At 66.5% G+C, this 19,465-nt stretch carries 18 protein-coding genes, 1 tRNA gene and 1 pseudogene; 14 read left to right on the forward strand and 6 right to left on the reverse strand.

All coding sequences use genetic code 11. The annotated features are described in order from the left end of the window. Positions 1–262: 262 nt before the first annotated feature. A complete protein-coding gene (locus RIL96_RS13365) occupies positions 263–1,606 on the forward strand; it encodes a replication initiator (RefSeq protein ID WP_374761873.1) in 1,344 nt (447 codons plus the stop codon). On the opposite strand, the gene RIL96_RS08745 is transcribed toward RIL96_RS13365, so the two are convergent. Continuing rightward, entirely contained in the window at positions 1,520–2,050 is a 531-nt protein-coding gene (locus RIL96_RS08745; RefSeq protein ID WP_310548636.1) for a hypothetical protein, read from the reverse strand. The two genes, RIL96_RS13365 and RIL96_RS08745, sit on opposite strands and share 87 nt — an antisense overlap. A 173-nt stretch (positions 2,051–2,223) precedes the next feature. Here RIL96_RS08745 and RIL96_RS08750 point away from each other — a divergent pair, with 173 nt between their 5' ends. From RIL96_RS08750 to RIL96_RS08770, 7 genes and pseudogenes are all read left to right on the forward strand, one after another. Beyond that, positions 2,224–2,730: a hypothetical protein gene (locus RIL96_RS08750; protein ID WP_310548637.1), complete on the forward strand. Its 507-nt coding sequence runs from the start codon at positions 2,224–2,226 to the stop codon at positions 2,728–2,730. Next, complete coding sequence (locus tag RIL96_RS08755; RefSeq protein ID WP_310548638.1) at positions 2,727–3,119, forward strand: hypothetical protein; 393 nt, start codon at positions 2,727–2,729, stop codon at positions 3,117–3,119. Before RIL96_RS08750 ends, RIL96_RS08755 begins: the two co-directional genes overlap by 4 nt. After that, positions 3,119–3,463, forward strand: a complete 345-nt coding sequence (locus RIL96_RS08760; RefSeq protein WP_310548639.1) for a hypothetical protein — start codon at positions 3,119–3,121, stop codon at positions 3,461–3,463. Before RIL96_RS08755 ends, RIL96_RS08760 begins: the two co-directional genes overlap by 1 nt. A gap of 49 nt (positions 3,464–3,512) precedes the next feature. Then, entirely contained in the window at positions 3,513–4,922 is a 1,410-nt protein-coding gene (locus RIL96_RS08765) for an FtsK/SpoIIIE domain-containing protein (RefSeq protein WP_310548640.1), read from the forward strand. A 38-nt stretch (positions 4,923–4,960) separates the two neighbouring features. Next, on the forward strand, positions 4,961–5,248 hold the full coding sequence (locus RIL96_RS13370) for a helix-turn-helix transcriptional regulator (protein ID WP_374761874.1): 288 nt from the start codon (positions 4,961–4,963) through the stop codon (positions 5,246–5,248). Positions 5,249–5,275: 27 nt separating this feature from the next. Further along, a pseudogene (locus RIL96_RS13430) lies at positions 5,276–5,398 on the forward strand (hypothetical protein); the annotation flags it as partial. Between the two features lie 57 nt (positions 5,399–5,455). Next, complete coding sequence (locus RIL96_RS08770; protein ID WP_310548641.1) at positions 5,456–6,343, forward strand: tyrosine-type recombinase/integrase; 888 nt, start codon at positions 5,456–5,458, stop codon at positions 6,341–6,343. Positions 6,344–6,386: 43 nt separating this feature from the next. Here RIL96_RS08770 and RIL96_RS08775 read toward each other — a convergent pair. Further along, positions 6,387–6,459, reverse strand: a tRNA-Arg gene (locus RIL96_RS08775). Between the two features lie 80 nt (positions 6,460–6,539). After that, on the reverse strand, positions 6,540–7,292 hold the full coding sequence (locus RIL96_RS08780; RefSeq protein ID WP_310548642.1) for a hypothetical protein: 753 nt from the start codon (positions 7,290–7,292) through the stop codon (positions 6,540–6,542). Positions 7,293–7,489: 197 nt separating this feature from the next. On the opposite strand from RIL96_RS08780, the gene RIL96_RS08785 reads away from it, so the two are divergent. From RIL96_RS08785 to sucD, 3 genes are all read left to right on the forward strand, one after another. Further along, positions 7,490–9,988, forward strand: coding sequence for a UvrD-helicase domain-containing protein (locus RIL96_RS08785; RefSeq protein ID WP_310548643.1), 2,499 nt, complete (start codon positions 7,490–7,492; stop codon positions 9,986–9,988). A gap of 173 nt (positions 9,989–10,161) precedes the next feature. Beyond that, complete coding sequence (gene sucC, locus RIL96_RS08790; RefSeq protein WP_310548644.1) at positions 10,162–11,322, forward strand: ADP-forming succinate--CoA ligase subunit beta; 1,161 nt, start codon at positions 10,162–10,164, stop codon at positions 11,320–11,322. 16 nt (positions 11,323–11,338) lie between these two features. Further along, positions 11,339–12,253, forward strand: coding sequence for a succinate--CoA ligase subunit alpha (gene sucD / locus RIL96_RS08795; protein WP_310548645.1), 915 nt, complete (start codon positions 11,339–11,341; stop codon positions 12,251–12,253). Between the two features lie 122 nt (positions 12,254–12,375). Here the strand turns inward: sucD and RIL96_RS08800 are convergent, their stop codons facing one another. Both RIL96_RS08800 and RIL96_RS08805 read right to left on the reverse strand, forming a co-directional pair. Then, the gene (locus RIL96_RS08800) at positions 12,376–12,828 is read right to left on the reverse strand and encodes a pyridoxamine 5'-phosphate oxidase family protein (protein ID WP_310548646.1); all 453 of its coding nucleotides are present in this window, start codon (positions 12,826–12,828) and stop codon (positions 12,376–12,378) included. A gap of 104 nt (positions 12,829–12,932) precedes the next feature. After that, the gene (locus tag RIL96_RS08805) at positions 12,933–14,093 is read right to left on the reverse strand and encodes a VIT1/CCC1 transporter family protein (protein WP_310548647.1); all 1,161 of its coding nucleotides are present in this window, start codon (positions 14,091–14,093) and stop codon (positions 12,933–12,935) included. A 254-nt stretch (positions 14,094–14,347) separates the two neighbouring features. Between RIL96_RS08805 and RIL96_RS08810 the strand changes: the two genes are divergently transcribed. Both RIL96_RS08810 and RIL96_RS08815 read left to right on the forward strand, forming a co-directional pair. After that, positions 14,348–15,901: an SLC13 family permease gene (locus RIL96_RS08810; RefSeq protein WP_310548648.1), complete on the forward strand. Its 1,554-nt coding sequence runs from the start codon at positions 14,348–14,350 to the stop codon at positions 15,899–15,901. Between the two features lie 20 nt (positions 15,902–15,921). Next, entirely contained in the window at positions 15,922–17,184 is a 1,263-nt protein-coding gene (locus tag RIL96_RS08815; protein ID WP_310548649.1) for an MFS transporter, read from the forward strand. Positions 17,185–17,211: 27 nt separating this feature from the next. On the opposite strand, the gene RIL96_RS08820 is transcribed toward RIL96_RS08815, so the two are convergent. Then, the gene (locus tag RIL96_RS08820; protein ID WP_310548650.1) at positions 17,212–18,102 is read right to left on the reverse strand and encodes an inositol monophosphatase family protein; all 891 of its coding nucleotides are present in this window, start codon (positions 18,100–18,102) and stop codon (positions 17,212–17,214) included. A gap of 185 nt (positions 18,103–18,287) precedes the next feature. Here RIL96_RS08820 and RIL96_RS08825 point away from each other — a divergent pair, with 185 nt between their 5' ends. Next, on the forward strand, positions 18,288–19,442 hold the full coding sequence (locus RIL96_RS08825) for an App1 family protein phosphatidate phosphatase (RefSeq protein ID WP_310548651.1): 1,155 nt from the start codon (positions 18,288–18,290) through the stop codon (positions 19,440–19,442). Positions 19,443–19,465: the final 23 nt, after the last annotated feature.

Here is a 19,465-nt window from a genome sequence, read left to right on the forward strand (position 1 = left end):
CAGGTCTGAACAAGGATCAACTGGTGCCCCCGGCAGGATTCGAACCTGCGACACCCGCTTTAGGAGAGCTCAGTAAGGCGGCGTGCAACGATTGCATGCCTTGATCTCACGCAGCTGACGGGCGCTGCGTTCATTCCGTGCAACCCCGGGGCACGTCGGGGGCACATGTGATTCATGGATCCCAGCAGCACTGGGGGAGCGGTCCCGGACATTTCCGGTGGACCTTCATGGCCGAACTTCGAATCGACCAGGAGGGTTGCAAATGTGTGCGCGTGAAGATTCCGAGGCGCCGGAGGCGCTGGCGGTGCCCGAGTCCGGAAGGAGCGGAGCGACTGACGGCGAGGGCACCGCCCTTGACCCGGTATCGAAACTTTATGCAGGCGACCTCGCTGGACGTGTGGAAGCAGTGGGTGCTTCGTTGCCTTGCGAGCGACCGATTCTGGTTCGCAATGACTCTTCGGGTGAGGTCGTGAAGGTTCGTTGTGGCCGTCGTCGGACTGCTGATTGCGTTTCGTGTTCTGCGCTGTATTCCGGTGATGCGGCTGCGATTCTCAGGTCTGGGGCGTTGGACGTCGATCCGGGGGCTGTGGTTGTCATGCTGACTCTGACCGCGCCGTCATTCGGGCGTGTTCATTCGGTGCCGCGTGGAGTGGACCCTCGGTACGGACGTAGATCTGGGTCAATACGACGGTGCGCTTGTGGTGAGTATCATGAGCCAGGAAGTTCCTTGGCAGGCGTGCCGCTTCATCCGGAGGCATACGAGTATGCGGGACAGGCTGATTGGAACGCTGCATTCGGTCAGCTCTGGAATCGCACGGCGACGCGTCTGTCGCGAGCGTTTGGGTTGGACGAACGGCTGGCGTATGCCGGGACGACTGAGTGGCAGTCACGGGGTGTGATTCATGCGCATCTTCTCGTCCGATTGCCTGCTCAGATAGGTGCGTCGTGGTATCGGGACAGTAGTGGGCGGACTCGATCTCGATTCATCGAAGAGACTGTACGTGCTGTGCGCACTGTGTATGCGGATCGTCAGAAGCGGTGGGGGTCGCAGGTCGTGGCGGAGCTGATTGCCGCACCGGGCATGGAATATGGGCGTTTGGCGAAGCGCACCGTTGGATACATCCGGAAAGCTCTGGCGTACTCCGTGAAGGATCTGAGTGCAGAAGCAGGGGGCGGCTCGAGCGATTCCGCTGCACGCCGTGATCACCTGGTTCGTTGTTACCGGGCCGGGCGACTCGTCGAGTGCCCTCGGTGTGGAGGGGCGTACCGGCGAAGAGGGTGTCGATCTCCCCGGCACCGCAGTTTCGGGTATGCGGGGCACGCATTGCGGAAGTCGCGAAGTTGGTCGCAGTTGACGTTCCGGTCTCTCAAGGCGCGCCGTATCGCGTTCCACGGGTGTGACGCTCCGGGTGAAGCTACATGGTCGGTGATCGGTGGCGGAACTGTGGACTATACGGTGGCGGCAGTGCAACGCGGCTTGATGGTTAACTCACGTGTAGTTACCCCGGCATGGGCTAGGTCAGTTGGAAGCGGGAATCAGGATCGTGTTCCCCCCAGCAGGGCCTCGCATTCTGTGACCGAGGAACTGGTTCCGCACCTGGTCTGAGACGGGGCTGAGGACTGCTCGGACCTTTCCTTCAGCCCCTTCCTCGTAGCCTTCGATCTGTCCCACGTGGACGATGAATCCACACACCGAGGCGACCAGCAGTCCGTGGTGGCGCTTTTCAGGGGCCACGCGCCACCATCTGTCGACCCCTGCTTCGCGATCGGCAGGGTTGAGGTCTGCAGACCAGCCCTTGAAGTTTCTGCTTGCGTCGTCTTCGTCGGGGACCGCGGCGCGGACGCGGACTTGGAGGATATCTGGGTGCTCGCCTTCGACGCGGGGCGATTGTGCCAGCTTGGCCACTTTTGCTTCTTCGACGAATTTGCTTGCGCCGCTGCTGAAGGTTCTGCCAGCGAGGCCTGCGTCCATGACGGTGGCGGCGTCTCGTACGGTCAGTCCCAGGATCTTGGCGGCGCCTTTTGCGGGGACGATTGGCGTTGGTTCCATGGCAGTCACTCTATCTGATGACCCATTCGCCTCCTCGTAGATGATCTGAGGTCGACCTGTGCATAGATAAAATTGGGCGTAAGCTCTTGACACCTGGGTGATCATCGTAGATCGTAGGGTGGGAAGACGAAGGGTGCGGTCTCAGAGTGGGGCCGTGGAGCCGGGAGGTGGCAATGAAAGTTCATTTCACGCCGAGGAGCGGTGAGGCGCAGAGCCGAGCGGCCGAGAGGGTCGTAGGCGAGGTGCTGGAGGCTGCGGGATACACCGTGGAGGGCCGGAGCCCGCGCGCCCATGGCGGCGACCTGTTCGTGTGGGATCTGCACGGTGTGCTGACGATCGTGGAAGTGAGGTCCTGCACAATTGTCGATGCTGACAGCACGATCTTCTTCGACGTCGATAAAGGGCTGCGTGCCCACCGGCGTCTCGCCGAGAAGATGGGCGCGTCGAGGATCGTCGTCGTCGCAGTCTTCATCGATGAGGGTGCTGAGGACGCGACTTTGGGGGCTCTGGGGGCTGAGCACGTCGAGGCCCTGGCTCGGAGGCGCGCGGAGCACTATGTCGGTCTGCTGGGATCCAAGGGGCAGAAGCGGAGTCGTCCGGTGAAGGTCCTCTGGGCTGAGGACATGGCCGAGCTGGATGAGGTCTTTGACCTGGAGCCGGGGAATGGGGCGGTTGCGTGATGCAGCTGGAGACGTGGGAGCCCGTGGGAGAGCGGCTCGCGGAAATGTCTCAGTGGACGCTCAGCCCGGGTGCCGGCCCATTTGGTGACGGTGCTCCGATCTGGGCCGTGATCTCCGGTGACTATGCGACTTCTCTGACCGAAGTGCCGGTGCCAGTGCGATTCTTCGTGACGGCATCCGACGGTGAGTACTGCGTGGGCTACCTCGTAGTACGTGAACGGATGTCGGGCCTGAGGAGTGAGCATGGCGAGATCGAACTCGCTGCTCTGTCGGACGCACAGGTGCTGCTCGTGCAGGACATGCATTTCGAGGATGTTGTGGATCGACGTGATGCGTCGGACGACGTGATGAGGATGTGGGTCGAAAAGCACGCACAGGAGGTGTCGTGATGCGTTGGGTACCGGTGGATCAAGAACTGGTTACGGCTCTGGCGCTGGAGGTCGAGCCGAAGGTCAAGGATCGCCAGACAGGCGAGCAGGCAACAGATGCAAACGGGATGCCTCGGTGGGCTATCGCCGCGTTCCTCAGCGGCGAGGAGAACGGGAACGCGGGGATGGCGCGAGTGACGGTTCCGGCGGCGTCGAAGCCCGAGATCGCTCCTGGCCAGCAGGTCAGGTTCCCCGGGCTTCGGGTGATGCACTGGCAGCAGGACAGTCGGTCTGGCCTGGCGTGGGTGGCTGACGACGTCGTGGCGGCGACGGCGTCGGCTCGCCGGTCGGGTGGGGGCGAGTGACGTGATCCGGGAGGCGGCAGCTCGCGTCTGGCGGTTACTGACGGAAGCGATGAAGCAGGCCGGGCTGCCGCTCCGATCACTAGCCTTGGGAGTTCTGGGCGTCCTGCTCGCGATATCTCCGGTTAGTGACTGGACTGCGGCGATCTGGCTCCCGCTTCTGCTCCTCGCCGGGTTCCAAATATGGCGGTCATGGAGTCGTGGCACATTCGCAGCGGTGTGGCCTGCAGCGAAGCGCACCTTCATTCACGCTGTTCACGTAGACGAGCGAGACGTGCCGGTCGCTGCAAGAGTGCTGCTCACCTGGGATGTGGTGATGCTGCGGTCTGGTGGTGCGTATCTTGTCGATGGCCGGACGCCTCGGGGATCAATGGGGGCCTCGGAGAAAGTCGATGGGTCTGCGTCGGCGTTTCAGCCGAGGATCGCCGGAATGTCCTCATCCCGTCGCGGTCTGGTCGTACTTATCGATGTCCCTGTGGGGCTGGATGTTGAACGATACATGGCCGAATCGACGTATGCAGCGGCATGGGGCGTGGCGACTGTCGAGGCTGATCAGATGAGTCCGGGTGTCGTCCGGCTGGTGCTGTATACCGGTGATGACCCGCTCGAGCAGCCGGTTGATTGGGATCAGCTTCCGAGAGCATCGGCTGATCTCGGGGCCCCGGTTCCGTTCGCTGTCGATGACCAAGGCCAAGCTGTGGAGCTGCAGCGTGCGCACACGCTGGTGCTGGGCGCGACAGGGAGCGGGAAAGGCAGTGGTCTATGGGCAGTTGTGAACGGTCTGGCGCCTGCGGCCGAACGCGGCCTCGTCCGGTTCGTGGGGCTGGACTCTAAAGCGAGTGAGGTCCGACAAGCTGAAGGGCTGTTCTGCGAGGTCGGCTATACAGCGGACGAGCACGCCGAGGTGTTCGAGAAGCTGGCGTCGCTTGTCCAGGAGCGCGGCGACGCCCATCAGGGGCGTGAATTCACTGCCACGCCGGAACAGCCACTGATGGTGGTGGTCATCGACGAGATCACTTCGCTGACGAGCATTTTCAAGGATGCGAAGGCTCGCAACTCGGCGATGGCGGATCTGCGGATCGTCCTGTCGCTGGGGCGGTCTCGCGGGATCGTCGTCATCGGAGCTGGACAAGACCCGACGAAAGAGTCGATGCCGCTGCGGAATCTCTTCCCGCAAGTTGTGGCGCTTCGCCTGCGTGATCAGACGGAGACGCGGGTGGCGTTGGGCGAAGGAGCTCTGGAGGCCGGTGCGAGGCCGCACGATATCCGGGTCGCCTCCGCGTCCAACGGATATGCCACAGCAGGTGTCGGATATGTCCAGACGGAGACCGGTGAGTTCGTCCGGATGAGGACTCCGTACATGAGCGACGACGGGTTGGCCGAGCTGGAACGGCAGCTGGGTGATCACAGTGGTCACTCATGCCAGAGGGACTCGGAGAAAGCTGAACAGGAGGGGACCTGAGCATGGCACGGTCGTCGACTCGGGGACGTCGTCCCGATATGAGCGCCTTCGACGGGAGCACTAGATTCATCAAGAGTGAGTGCAGCGAATCGCGTAGCGACACCGTAGGTGCTCTTGAGGAGCCTCGTGCTCGCGTCAATCTGGGATTTCGGGACGACGACCTGCTGACCACAGGAGAAGTAGCGGAGTGGCTGCGGGTGAGCCCTTCGACGCTGTGCCGGTGGAGGAAGGTTGGTGACGGCCCGCCTGTCATCTGGATCGGTGCGTCGTGCCCTCGATATGAGCGTGCTGCAGTGGCACGCTGGCTGACTCGTATGGCCGCCTGATCAGCGACTTCGGTGGAGAGAATTCAGATGGCGGTGAGAAAAGAGCCCAGTGGTCGGTGGCGTGCGGTCATCAAATCGGGGCGACAGTACGTCGCCGGGCGGACTTTCGACACAAAGTCAGCTGCTGTGGCTTGGGAGACCCGGCAGCGCGCGGCCCTGGATGGGGTTCCTGATCTGCGTGCGGGCAGGGTCGCTCTAGTCGACGCGATGGACGAATGGCACAGCTGGCGACGGGGCCGGGTGGCGGAGAGTACGTGGAAACGGGACCAGTCGGTGATCGCGGGCTTGCCGAGGGCTATGGGCAGCCGTGAGCTGCGCTCAATCAGGACTCGGGATATTGAACACGCGATCACGGAGGACAGGGTGACGGTTTCGACGATGAAACGTCGTTTGACGACACTCGGTGCATTCTTCTCGTGGTGTGTGCGTGAGGGCATGCTTCCAGCATCCCCGGTGAAGGGGGTCGAAGTGCCGCGCGGGACGGATGTGGTTGTGGCGATGAATCCGTGGACGTGGCAGGAGTTGGAACACGTCGCAGCGGACATGGGACAGCATGCGCCGCGGATGGCTGATGTCGTGCTGGTGCTCGGATGGACTGGATTGCGGTGGGGCGAAGCCCGTGCCCTGCGGGTTGGCGATGTGATGCGTGAGCAGGGTTCGGCGGCATTGATGGTGAGGTCGTCGCACTCAGAAGGTATGCGTGAGAAATCGACCAAGGGTGGACGTAGCCGACGTGTGCCGGTAGCCGATCGCGTCCTGCCGATCATTGAGCGCTGGGTACGAGATAAGTCGCCTTCAGACCTGCTGCTTACGACTGAACGTGGCGCTCAGGTCCACAAGTCGAATCTCCGACGGGCGGTCCGGTGGCATGACTACGCACCAGGGCACAGCATCCACGACCTACGCCATACCGCTGCGACGGAGTGGTTGCGATCTGGTGTTGATGTGCGGACTGTGCAGGCCTGGTTGGGGCATTCGAGTCTGACGACAACTCAGGTCTATGTGCATTACCTGGGGAGCTCAGCTGATCGAACAGCCCTCGACCTCATCAACGAGCGGGGCACGTTGGGGGCACATGACTCGGGATCAGCCTGACTTGGTTCGTTCTGTGAGCAGGCATGACAAGGAGTTTTTTCGGTGCCCCCGGCAGGATTCGAACCTGCGACACCCGCTTTAGGAGAGCGGTGCTCTATCCCCTGAGCTACGGAGGCGGGGAGGCGCCGTCGTCGGTCCGGCACAGGTCCGTCACCGCCGCACGCCGCGGACCATCCTACCGGGTCGCCGCAGCCTCTTACGGTGTGCGGTTCTCCTGCAGGGACCGGCGGATCGCATCGACCACCACTGAGCCCACCACCAGCGCTCCGACCACCACAAGCAGCACCCAGGAGACGACGGTCAGCGAGGACGCCGTCCCCACCGCCGATTCTGAGAGCTCCTCGGAGCCGAGGATCGAGTCGATCATGAAGGTCTTGACGATGTCCACCACGGCGAACAGGCCGGCCGCCGCCAGCACACCCCAGCGCAGGAACCGGCCGCGCATGAGCAGCCCCACTGAGGCCCAGGCGGAGAGGAATGCTGCCACCGGGAACAGGATGCCCGCGGTCCGGTGCAGGAAGTTCAGCTGGCCGCGGGCGTCGTCGTCCATCACTGAGCGCAGCCGCTCGATGTCCTCGACGTCGAAGCCCCAGAGCCTGGCCCCCGGCATCGAGAAACCACCGGCGAAGTAGGTCATCTGCGGCATCGCGAACAGGTGCAGATATGCGAAAAGAAGCAGCGTGACGATCACCAGCGCGTAGACCAGAAGCCGAGGATTCGAACGCCCCGGCGCACTCCGCCGCGCACTGGGGGTAGACGGGCGCCTGTCCCCGGAGCGTGTGGGCTCCACGGAAGGATCACGCCCCTCACGCTTGGCTCGGCGATACGCACGCAGGCCCCCGACGTCGCTGTCCTGAGCACCCGAACCACCCGCCGAGCCGCGGGCGGCATCGGAGGAGGCCGGCGGCGCAGCAGGATTGCCGCGGTTGGTCTTCCTGCGACGAGACATACGCCTCCCGGGCTGTGGATGAACTCTGGATCAGCGGCACTGAGCCGGACACCTTTCCGCGCTCAGACGGTGCGGTCACAGTATCCCACTCCCCACTGGCCTCGTGGAGAACCCCGGGTGGCCACCGCCCAGAACTCTGCCGCGCGCATCAGACGCGCATCAGAGATGTCACCCCCTCCTCCTACACTGGAGGGATCATGGACTTCGTCTTCACCCCACCCTCCGAGCGCTCTGACAGCACCCTCGCGCGCCCTGCCGCACCGACGCAGGACCAGCAGCCCGCCGCCGATGCCACCGCCGGGCTCAACGAGCCTCAGGCCGAGGCGGTCCTGCATCGAGGTGCGCCGCTGCTCATTGTCGCCGGTGCCGGATCGGGGAAGACGCGAGTGCTCACCCGCCGTATCGCCCACCTGCTGCAGACCGGTGCCGCTCGCCCCCACGAGATCCTGGCCATCACCTTCACCAATAAGGCCGCCCGCGAGATGAAGGAGCGCGTGGCCGAGCAGGTCGGCTCCGTCGCCGAACGCATGTGGGTCTCCACCTTCCACGCCTCCTGCGTGCGCATCCTCCGCGCCGAGGCGGCGAACCTCGGCCGGAAGACCACCTTCACCATCTACGACGCCGCGGACTCGCTGCGCCTGATCACCACGATCGCCAAACTCCACGATCTCGACCCCAAACGCTTCGCCCCGCGCGCGATCCGCCAGCGCATCTCCACGCTGAAGAATGAGCTCGTCGACGCCGAAGAGTACTCGCGCACCGCCCCCAACGAGCCATTCTCTGAAGCCGTCGCCGCCGTCTACCGCGATTACACCGAACGGCTCCGCGCCGCCAACGCCTACGACTTCGACGACCTCCTGGCCGAGACCGTCTGGATGTTTGACGCCTTCCCCGCCGTGCTCGACAACTACCGGCGCCGATTCCGCCACGTGCTCGTCGACGAATACCAGGACACCAACCACGCCCAGTACCGGCTGGTTCGTCAGCTCACCGGGCAGATCGACGGCGTCGAGGCACCGCCCGCTGAGCTCACCGTGGTAGGTGACTCCGACCAGTCCATCTACGCCTTCCGCGGCGCAGACATCCGCAACATCATCGAGTTCGAGCGCGACTACCCGCAGGCCCGCACCATCCGCCTGGAGCAGAACTACCGCTCTACTCAGACCATCCTCGACGCCGCCAACGCGGTGATCTCCCAGAACGCCGGGCGCACTGAGAAGACACTGTGGACCGACCTGGGGGCGGGGGAGCCGGTCACCGTGCACGTCGCCCCCTCGGAGTCCGACGAGGCCGAATGGATCGCCCGCACCATCGACGCCCTCGGCGACGACGACGGCACCCGCCCCGCCGACGTCGCCGTGTTCTACCGCACCAACGCCCAGTCCCGCTCCCTGGAGGAGCGGCTGATCAGCCGCGGCATCCCGTATCGGGTTCTCGGCGGGACCCGCTTCTACGACCGCAAAGAGATCAAGGATGCGCTGGCGTACCTGCACGTCATCAATAACCCCGATGACGACGTCAACCTCCGCCGCATCCTCAATGAGCCCAAACGCGGCATCGGAGACCGCGCTGAAGGGGCCGTGGCCGCGCTGGCTCAGCGTGAGCGCACCACCTTCTTCGAGGCGCTGCGCCGGGCTGAGGACGCCCCGGCCATGGCGGCGCGCTCGGCCAAAGCTGTGGCCGCCTTCGTGCGGATGATGGATGACCTCATCGCTCTCAACGAGGACGAATCCCCAGCCGTGGTGCTCGAGGCCGTCCTGGAACAGACCGGGATGCTCGAGGCGCTGCGCCAGTCCAAGGACCTGCAGGACGAGTCCCGTGCCGATAACCTCGGTGAGCTCGTCGCTGTCATGAAGGAGTATGAAGCCTCCACCGAAGGTGCTGCGCTCGCCGACTTCCTCGAGCAGGTCTCACTGATCGCCGACGCCGATGCCATCCCCTCTGCCGGAGATGACGAGTCCGAGCAGCTGGCCCGGGAGCAGGGGCAGGTCACGCTGATGACGCTGCACACCGCAAAGGGCCTCGAGTTTCCTGTGGTTTTCCTCACAGGAATGGAGCACGGGATCTTCCCGCACGCCCGCTCGATGTCTGACGCCGAGCAGCTCGCCGAGGAACGACGCCTGGCCTATGTGGGGCTCACCCGCGCGCGCCGCCGTCTCTACCTCACCCGCGCCGAATCCCGGCACCTGTGGGGTCAGCATCAGTACAACCCGCCCAGCCAGTTCCTCGCCGAGATCCCCGAGGATCTGGTGGAGGTCGACGCCGCCTCCTCCGGTGGGCTCACCGGCGGCCTCTCAGGGAGTCTCAGCGGCAGTCTCTCGGGCGGATTCGCCGGAGGAAACGGCAGCGGATACAGCGGCGCCGCTCGCTATTCCTCCCCGCAGTTCGGCGGCTCTGGGACAGGTTCCCGCGGTGGTCCGTTGGTCTACGGCGCCGTCGGCTCGGAGAAGACCTCCTCCGCGCTGCCGGGGAGCGGGCGGTCCCAACACACCGCCGGTGCCGCCCCACGCCAGGTCAACCCGGACCGGGAGATCCCCTCGCTGTCCCCGGGAGATACGGTCACCCACCAGAAGTTCGGCCGGGGCGAGGTGCTCGCCGTCGAAGGGACCGGCGACAAAACTGTCGCCAAAGTCAGTTTCGCTGGGAGCGAGAAGAGACTTCTCCTGCGATATGCTCCATTGGAGAAGGCCGACTGAGGTCTGCGCTGCGCAACGCGGTGCTGAACCCGGACGGCTTCTTCGGGGCTGGCGCGCTGTGCCGCCTGGCGTCGGAGGTCTTCCGGTCACCGTGCCCGGAGGCCCCGCGGCGTCGTGCACGGGTGCGGTCCGGCCCAGACAAGAGATGACTTCGACGCAGAAGGACACCACCCGTGGACCTGTATGAGTACCAGGCGCGCGATCTGTTCGAGGCACACGGAGTTCCCGTGCTGGCCGGCATCGTGGCGCAGACCCCGGAAGAGGCCAAAGCGGCCGCGGAGAAGATCGGCGGCACCGTCGTCGTCAAAGCTCAGGTGAAGGTCGGCGGCCGCGGCAAGGCCGGCGGCGTGAAGCTCGCCAAGAGCGCCGATGAGGCCTACGAGCACGCGCAGGCCATCCTGGGCATGGACATCAAGGGGCACACCGTTCACCGCGTGATGATCGCCCAGGGTGCCGAGATCGCCGAGGAGTACTACTTCTCGATCCTTCTGGACCGCGCCCAGCGCAACTACCTGGCCATGTGCTCCAAGGAGGGCGGCGTCGAGATCGAGCAGCTCGCTGAGGAGCGGCCCGAGGCGCTGGCCCGCGTCGCCGTGGACCCGAACACCGGGGTCGACGCCGCCAAGGCCCGCGAGATCGCTGAGCAGGCCGGCTTCACCGAGGACCTGGACCAGCTCACCGAGGTCTTCCAGACCCTGTGGACGGTCTTCCAGAAGGAGGACGCTACCCTGGTGGAGGTCAACCCGCTGGTCAAGGCCGGTGAGGGCAAGATCATCGCTCTGGACGGCAAAGTCACCGTCGACGACAACGCCGACTTCCGCCAGCCCGGCCACGCCGAGCTGGTCGACGAGCGCACCGAAGACCCGCTCGAGGCCAAGGCCAAGGAGAACGACCTCAACTACGTCAAGCTCGACGGTCAGGTCGGCGTCATCGGCAACGGTGCCGGACTGGTCATGTCCACCCTCGACGTCGTCGCCTACGCCGGGGAGGCCCACAACGGGGTCAAGCCCGCGAACTTCCTCGACATCGGTGGCGGCGCCTCGGCCGAGGTCATGGCCAACGGCCTCGACGTCATCCTCGGCGACGACCAGGTCAAGTCCGTCTTCGTCAACGTCTTCGGCGGGATCACCTCCTGCGACGCCGTGGCCAACGGCATCGTCAAGGCCTTGGAGATCCTCGGCGACACCGCCACCAAGCCGCTGGTCGTCCGCCTCGACGGCAACAACGTCGAAGAGGGCCGCCGCATCCTCGACGAGGCGAACCACCCGTTGGTCACCATCGCCGACACTATGGACGAAGGCGCCGACAAGGCCGCCGAACTGGCTAACAAGTAAGGACTGAGACTTCCCAATGTCTATCTACCTGAACAAGGACTCGAAGGTCATCGTCCAGGGCATCACCGGCGGCGAGGGCACCAAGCACACCCGTCTGATGCTCAAGGCCGGTACGAACATCGTCGGCGGTGTCAACGCCCGCAAGGCCGGCACCACCGTGGAGCACCAGGACAAGGACGGCAACGACATCTCGCTGCCGGTCTTCGGCTCGGTGGCTGAGGCCATGGAGAAGACCGGCGCCGACGTCTCGGTGGCCTTTGTGCCCCCGAAGTTCGCCAAGGACGCCGCGATCGAGGCCATCGACGCCGGCATCGGCCTGCTGGTGGTCATCACCGAGGGCATCCCGGTCCAGGACACTGCCGAGTTCTTCAACTACGCGCAGACCAAGACCGGCGCCGACGGCAAGCCGACCACCCGTATCATCGGCCCGAACTGCCCCGGCGTGATCACCCCGGGCGAGGCGCTGGCAGGCATCACCCCGGCCAACATCACCAATAAGGGGCCGATCGGCCTGGTCTCGAAGTCCGGCACCCTGACCTACCAGATGATGTACGAGCTGCGGGACATCGGATTCTCCACCTCCATCGGCATCGGCGGTGACCCGGTCATCGGCACCACCCACATCGACGCCTTGGAGTCCTTCGAGAACGACCCGGACACTGAGGCGATCGTCATGATCGGTGAGATCGGCGGCGACGCCGAGGAACGTGCGGCCGAGTACATCAAGGCCCACGTCACCAAGCCGGTCGTCGGCTACGTGGCCGGCTTCACCGCACCGGAGGGCAAGACCATGGGCCACGCCGGCGCCATCGTCTCCGGGTCCTCGGGTACTGCCGAGGCCAAGAAGGAGGCTCTCGAGGCGGCTGGCGTGAAGGTCGGCAAGACTCCGTCGCAGACCGCTGAGCTGCTGCGGGAGATCTACAAGGGCTGAGGCCCACCCACTGACATATCGAGTCCCCGATTCCCGGCGCATCTCACAGGCTTTTGGCCCGTAGATGCAGCTGGAATCGGGGACTCGATGTGTGTGAGGGGTGAGGGCGGTCCCTCGGGTGCTCAGTGCTCGGGTTCCGGGTGCTCGCCGAAGACGAAGTGCCGCCCCGAGACCTCCTCAGGGACGATACGCACGTAGAAGTCCTTCACTGTGGGAACCCAGGGTTTCAGCTGCAGCTCCTCCGCCCGTGCCAGGTCAGCCTCAGTCTCCACCCGGTGCGCGCGGCCTCTGAGCACCACGGACCACGCCTGGTCCTCAAGGATCCCGTCAGCCTCGACGACGACGTTCTCATCGATCGCCATGCCCGCGAGCTTATTGCCCGGCCCGGTGCGCATCACCAGGGTGCGGTCCTGGACGGCGAAATTGAAGGGGAAGATCTCCACCCGCCCGCCGGGGGAGACGACCAACCGCCCGTGCGAGGTGTGCTCGAGCAGCTTCCAGGACTGTTCCTCCTGCAGCACCAGGACGGGCTCACCGTCGGGGTGGTCGAACATCAGATGCGTGGAATCTGCCATCTCGTACCCTCCTTGTCGTCCAGCCGCGGCCCCTGAAGGAACGGCGAGAGATCACGTCGTCGTGTGATCTCCATCCTAGTCACCGGGGCCTCTGCGTGGGCAGCTCAGGTGACGGCGACGTCGAGCAGTGATCCGACGATGTAGGTCACCCCTGCGGCTCCGAGCCCGATCGCCAGCTGACGCAGCCCCCGGGTCAGCGGTGAGGAGCCGGAGAGCAGGCCGACCACCCCACCGGTGAGCATCAGCGCGACGGAGACCAGGCCGCAGGCGATCAGCAGAGCGGTCAGCCCCGTGACCCCGACGAGGAACGGCAGGATGGGGATCAGGGCGCCGGAGGCGAAGAAACAGAAGCTGGACAGGGATGCACCCCAGGCATTGCCGATGGCGTGGTGCTCCTCCGAGCGGTCGACCGGGCCCTGCGCGCCGTCCGGATGAGCGGAGAACGACGGGTTGCAGTCGCAGGGGAAATGCCCCATCCGCTCCATGGCTCGGTGGTGAGCGTCCTCGGGCGACATGCCCCGGGCGAGGTAGACCAACTCCAGCTCGTTGGCGTCGACGTCGAGGTGCCGGGCCGCATCCAGGGTGACCTGCGTGGGGGAGGAGGCTTCGAGCAGCTCACGCTGAGAACGTACGGAGACGAACTCGCCGGCGGCCATGGACAGCGCGCCGGCGAGCAGACCGGCCACACCGGTGGCGAGCACGACGGAGGAGGAGACGCTGGTGGCGCCGATGCCCATGACCAGCGCCAGATTGGAGACCAGGCCGTCATTGGCGCCGAAGACCGCGGCACGGAAGTTCCCGGCCAGCCGCTCGCGTCCCTCGGCGGCGAGGCCGCGGACGACCTCTTCGTGGATCGCCTCATCGGCTGCCATGCCGGGAGGGGCGTCGGCGTCCTGGGCGTAGGGAGAGTCGCCCTCGGCGCGCTGGGCCAGAGCCAGGACGAACACTGAGCCGAAGAGCCGGGCCATCAGCCGCAGCAGGATCCGGTGTGCCGACGGCCGTGGCGGATCCGCGGCGTGCTCGCCCAACAGCTGCTCCCAGTGCTGCTGGTGGCGCCGTTCGGCCTCGGCCAGTCCTTCGAGGATGCGGCGCTGACTGCCGGATCTGCGTGCCGCGAGGTCCGCGTAGAGCCGTCCTTCGGCGATCTCATCGGCCAGGTAGCGGCGCCAGCGGCGGATCTGCCGCGGCGTGGGCTCAGCACGGGCCGAGGCGGCGTCGTCGGCGGTGCCGGGGTCGTCGTCGGGTGTGGGTCGGGGCTCGTTCACAGGCACTATTCTCTCCCGGCCGACCACCCCGACGAAGCCACCCCGGTATCGAGTATCCCTGGGCTTGTGAGTTCTCCCGTGGAACATACGGCGGGAGAACTCACAAACCCAGGGCTTCTGGGTAGGGGCGGAGTGTCTGTGACGGAGATCATCGCTATGCTGCGCGGCAGAAAATAAGTTGAAAGGGCTCCCGGGGGCGGGTGTCCCGCTACTCCTCGAGCCCATTGATGTCACGAGGCGAAAGTGTGAGGACAATGACGTCTGACCGCAGATCCCAGGAGCAGCCGACGACGGCGACCACCCCCGCCATGCCGTCCGAATCCCACACTCCGCGCCGCACATGGCGTTCCCTGCTCCGCGTCCGCCCGCTGGCCTTCCTGCTGGCCTGCGCGGGACTGGTCACCATCGTGCTGCTGCCCGGCGGCGAGGACCTGAGCGTCCAGGGCCAGATGGCGCTGGCCCTTCTGGTCTTCGCCGTGATCATGTGGGTGACCGAGGCCGTCAGCTACCCGGTCAGCGCCGTGATGCTCATCGGGCTGATGGCCGTGCTCATCGGCTTCACCCCGAACCCCGAGGAGCCCGGAGAGATCCTGGGCACCGGAGAAGGCCTGACGACCGCCCTCGGCGGATTCGCCTCCTCCGCCGTGGCACTCGTCGCCGCCGCTCTGGCCCTGGCCGCCGCCATGCAGGCCACCGGTCTGCACCGGCGCCTGGCCCTGCTGGTGATGCGCATCGCCGGAGAGAAGACCAGCCACATCCTCCTCGGCGCCATCGGCCTGGCGATTATCCTCGCGTTCTTCGTCCCCTCAGCCACCGCCCGCGCCGGCGCCGTGGTCCCCATCCTGATGGGCATGGTCGCCGCGTTCGGACTCGCCAAAGACTCCAAACTCGGCGCACTGCTGATCATCACCGCGGCCCAGGCGGTGTCCATCTGGAACGTCGGCATCCAGACCGCCGCCGCGCAGAACCTCATCGCCGTGGACTTCATCCGCGACACCATGGGTGAGACCGTCACCTGGCCCCAGTGGTTCATGTGGGCGGCTCCGTGGTCGCTGGTGATGTCCGTGGTGCTCTACTTCGTCATGCGCTGGACCATCCGTCCCGAGGTGGACAAGCTCTCCGGTGGCCGCGCCGTCGTGCAGAAGGAGCTCGATGACCTGGGCCCGATGACCGGCCCGGAGATCCGGCTGACCATCGTCGCCGTGCTGCTGTTGGTCCTCTGGTCCACCCAGGACATCCTCCACCCGCTCGACGCGCCGACGGTGACGCTGCTGGCCATCGGGGCCCTGCTGATCCCCCGCATCGGCGTCTTCGATTGGAAATCCGCCGAACGGCTCATCAACTGGGGCACGCTGGTGGTCTTCGCCGTCGGCATCTCCCTGGGCATGCTGCTGCTGGACACCGGCGCCGCCCAGTGGCTCTCCGAACGGACCTTCACTGCCCTGGGCATCCACGAGATGCCGCTGCTGGCCACGATCGCCCTGGTCTCGCTGTTCAACATCCTCATCCACCTCGGCTTCGCCTCCGCGACGTCACTGGCCGCGGCGCTGATCCCTGTGTTCATCGCATTGGCGGCCTCCCTGCCCAATGCCGATGAGGTCGGCATCGGGTTCGTGATCATCCAGCAGTTCGTGATCTCCTTCGGCTTCCTGCTGCCGATCTCGGCGCCGCAGAACATGCTCGCCTACGGTACGGGGGCGTTCAGCACGATGCAGTTCCTCAAGACCGGGATTCCGCTGACCGTCGCCGGATACCTGCTGGTGCTGCTGTTCTCGGCCACCTACTGGCAGTGGATCGGCCTGCTCTGAGGCCCTGATAACCTCACCGGGTGAGACGAGGTCTGCTCGATATCCGGCCACTGCGGCGCAGTCCCACGTTCCGCACCCTGTGGCTGGGCACAGCTGTCGCCGCCTTCGCCGGGCAGCTGACCATCATCGCGGTGCTCTACCAGGTGTGGGAACAGACCGGAGATCCGCTGATGACCGGCACCGTCGGTCTCGTCGCCGCCTTCCCGCGGCTGGCCGGCAGCCTGGCGGGCGGCACCCTCGCCGACACCTATGACCGCCGTCGAGTGCTGCTCGGCGCCGACTTCGGGCAGATCCTTGCCGTACTCGGCCTGGCACTGCATGCCGCCGGACTGCTCGGCGGGGTGGAGCAGACCGGCCCGGTGCTTCTCTTGGTCGCGGTCAACGCCGCGACGGCGGGGATGGGCGCGGCCGCCCGGCGCAGTATGATCGCGCCGCTGGTCAGCCGGGATCTGCTGCCCGCGGCCGTGGCGCTAGGCTCCTTGACCTTCCACGCGGCGGGCCTGGTGGGCCCGGCCCTGGCAGGACTGCTGCTCGGAGCGTGGGGGCTGACCATGACGTATACGCTGATCACCGCCTGCGCCGCCCTCGCCTTCGCCGCCGTGCTGCTGCTTCCGGCGGTGCCGCCGCCTGCTGGGCGCGGAGCGTCGCGAAACCCGCTGACGATGACCTGGGAGGGGCTGCGGTACGTGACGCGCCCAGGGGCGATCCGCGGAGCGTTCGGCACCGATCTCTTCGCCACTCTGCTGGCGATGCCAGTGGCGCTGTTCCCCATGATCAACGACTACCGCCTCGGCGGTGACCCCGAGACTCTGGGACTGATGGCCAGCGCGATGGCCGTGGGCGGCACACTGGCCGGTGTGTTCTCCGGGCACATCACACGCAGCCAACGGCTCGGGGTGATCCAGATGGCCGGGGCTGCGGCATGGAGCCTGGCGATCGTGGGTCTGGCCTTCGGCCCGGGGCTGGTCTCGGTGATGGCGGCGCTGGCGGTGGCCGGCGCCGCGGACACGGTCAGCGTGATCGCCCGGGGTGCGCTGGTGCAGCTGAGGATTCCGGAGAGCCGACGCGGCCGAGTCACCGCGGTCGATGACGCCATCGCCGTGGCCGGACCGGATCTGGGCAATGCGCGCGCCGGTGCCGTCGCCTCAGTACTCGGTGCTCCCGCCGCCCTGGCGCTCGGGGGCGGGCTCAGCCTGGTGGGGATCGGGTGGATCTTCTGGCGGAACACGGCGCTGCGCAGGTTCCGCCGCAGCGATGCCGCTGATGAGGACGACATGCCCTGAGCTGTTGCTCCTGGTGCCGTGGTTTCCTCAGCTGCGCCGGGCGCAGATCTCACCGAGGAGGCGTACGGCGGTCGGCGCCTGCACCCCCGGAGCGAGGCCGAGGGTGTGCGGGGCCAGATGCGCGGGGGAGACGGTGCCGCCGGCGTCGTCGCAGGTGACGAGGGTGCCGCCGGCCTCGCGGAGGATCAGCTGTGCTGCGGCGACGTCCCAGGGCTTGGCGTCCACCGTGAGGACCACGTCCGCCCAGCCCGCGGCCGCGAAGCACAGCTCCAGGGCCCCGGAGACGAGGCGACGGACGGTGGCGTAGGTCTGCACGAGCTCCGCGAACGCCTCGGCGGCGGCTGAGCCCTCGCGGTGCAGGGCTTCGGCTGCGGGGTAACTGGTGACCAGGTTCATCGTCGACTCGGGCCCCTGAGCGCGGGGCGACGGCGCGGCGAGCGTCCGGCAGCCGCGGGCGTCTTTGAGACGGGCGCCTGCACCGCGGGCGGCGGTGAACACCAGCCCGGCGGCCGGGGCGTGGACGACGCCGGCGACGACCTCGCCGTCGAGTGCCGCGGCGATCGAGACGGAGAAGAGATCGAAGCCGTGGACGAAGTTCGAGGTGCCGTCGATGGGGTCGATGATCCACTCCACATGCGGCACCCCCTCCGCGGTGCTGTCGCCGGGATGCCGGCCGCCTTCCTCGCCCAGCACGGAGGAACCGGGCACGGCGGCGGTGAGCAGCTCGACCAGTTCGGCCTCGGTGCGTTCGTCATGGTGGGTGACCAGATCATGAGCTGAGGTCTTCGTCCGGGCGGAGACCTCAGCTCGGAAGGCCTCGGCCAGCGGCGGGGCGACGGCTGCGGCGGCGTCCCGGGCGATGCGACGCAGTTCCTCGGGGGAGGGGGTGCTGCCACGGCCGCGGCTCGTCGTCGTCATGGTTCCACCCTACGCACCCGATGACTCTGGAGTTGGTGCCCTTTTGGCGCTGAATTCGGGCTCAGAAGGGCACCAACTCCAGAGTCAATGTAGTGGGTGGGGGCTATGTGGATGCTATGAGGAGTGGGTGAGTGGGCAGTGTGGCCCAGCTCATGACGGGTCCTCCCTCGTGAGACGATGGTCCGGTGACCGACGACGTATCCCAGGACCTCGCCGCCGCAGCCCGTCACTACCGCGACGACGGACGCAACGTCGCCATGCGCGCCGAGGACCGCTGGCATCGCCTGCGGCTCAACGTCGCCCGGCGCCGCGGTCAGCACGTCACCATCCTCTCGCTCTCCGGCTACGGCACCCAACGCTGGGTGCGGGTGTTCTCCCGGGTGGTCATGGCCCCGGACTCGCACTTCGCCAATGGCCGCCGCGTGGCCAAGATGATCGCCGATGGCGTCCGGGGCTGGCGGAACTTCATCTCCGCGCCGGTGCCCTTCGCCGAGATCACCGTGCGCATCGGCGGGCACACCTACGAGGTCGTCGCCGACCGCGGCGGCCTCGTCGACGCGGTACTGGAGGTTGAGCTGGAACCCGGCCACCACGAGGTCACCCTCCAGGCCCCGGGTGCGGACCCCACGACCGCTGACGTCTTCGTCATCGCTGAGCAGACCCGTACCGGCATCGTCTGCGACATCGATGACACCGTCGTGGTGACCAAACTGCCGCGCCCGTTCCTCGCGGCCTGGAACTCCTTCGTCCTCGACGAGCACGCCCGCACCCCCACCCCGGGGATCGCCGTGATGATGGAACGGCTGCTCCACCGCTTCGACGGCGCACCGGTGCTCTACATCTCCACCGGGGCGTGGAACGTCGCCCAGACGCTGACCCGCTTCCTCACCCGCAACCTGTACCCGCACGGCCCGCTGCTGCTCACCGACTGGGGCCCGACGGCGGACCGGTGGTTCCGCTCCGGGCGTGAGCACAAGGAGGAGCAGCTGGAGCGGCTGGCCCAGGATTTCCCGGAGATGGACTGGATCCTCATCGGCGACGACGGCCAGCACGACCCTGCCATCTACGCGGACTTCGCGCACCGCCACCCGGAGAAGGTGAAGGTCGTCATCATCCGACAGCTGACCTACTCAGAGGCGGTGCTCGCCGGTGGTCGCGCCCAGGACCCCCAGATCGAAGCGGTGATGGCCGCCGAGGAGGACGGTGAGGTGCGGCTGCACCATGGCGGCTGGCAGCAGGCCGGGGGGCGTCGGATCCCGTGGATCTACGGCCCCGACGGCAAGGATATCGTCGCCCGGCTGACCGACCACGGCCTGCTCGATCCCGACGGCCACCCGTAACCCCGGGTCATCCATAACCCTGG

The sequence above is a fragment of the Nesterenkonia aerolata genome, from assembly GCF_031470965.1.
Taxonomy (GTDB): Bacteria; Actinomycetota; Actinomycetes; order Actinomycetales; family Micrococcaceae; genus Nesterenkonia; species Nesterenkonia aerolata.

Bases quoted from the DNA above. Each gene is read 5' to 3' on its own strand.
- RIL96_RS13370 (WP_374761874.1), top strand. From the start codon at position 4,961: ATGAGCGCCTTCGACGGGAGCACTAGATTCATCAAGAGTGAGTGCAGC.
- RIL96_RS08810 (WP_310548648.1), top strand. From the start codon at position 14,348: ATGACGTCTGACCGCAGATCCCAGGAGCAGCCGACGACGGCGACCACC.
- RIL96_RS08765 (WP_310548640.1), top strand. From the start codon at position 3,513: ATGAAGCAGGCCGGGCTGCCGCTCCGATCACTAGCCTTGGGAGTTCTG.
- RIL96_RS08770 (WP_310548641.1), top strand. From the start codon at position 5,456: ATGGACGAATGGCACAGCTGGCGACGGGGCCGGGTGGCGGAGAGTACG.
- RIL96_RS08800 (WP_310548646.1), bottom strand. From the start codon at position 12,828: ATGGCAGATTCCACGCATCTGATGTTCGACCACCCCGACGGTGAGCCC.
- RIL96_RS08820 (WP_310548650.1), bottom strand. From the start codon at position 18,102: ATGACGACGACGAGCCGCGGCCGTGGCAGCACCCCCTCCCCCGAGGAA.
- RIL96_RS08745 (WP_310548636.1), bottom strand. From the start codon at position 2,050: ATGGAACCAACGCCAATCGTCCCCGCAAAAGGCGCCGCCAAGATCCTG.
- RIL96_RS08780 (WP_310548642.1), bottom strand. From the start codon at position 7,292: ATGTCTCGTCGCAGGAAGACCAACCGCGGCAATCCTGCTGCGCCGCCG.
- RIL96_RS08750 (WP_310548637.1), top strand. From the start codon at position 2,224: ATGAAAGTTCATTTCACGCCGAGGAGCGGTGAGGCGCAGAGCCGAGCG.
- RIL96_RS08760 (WP_310548639.1), top strand. From the start codon at position 3,119: ATGCGTTGGGTACCGGTGGATCAAGAACTGGTTACGGCTCTGGCGCTG.
- RIL96_RS08785 (WP_310548643.1), top strand. From the start codon at position 7,490: ATGGACTTCGTCTTCACCCCACCCTCCGAGCGCTCTGACAGCACCCTC.
- RIL96_RS13365 (WP_374761873.1), top strand. From the start codon at position 263: ATGTGTGCGCGTGAAGATTCCGAGGCGCCGGAGGCGCTGGCGGTGCCC.
- sucD (WP_310548645.1), top strand. From the start codon at position 11,339: ATGTCTATCTACCTGAACAAGGACTCGAAGGTCATCGTCCAGGGCATC.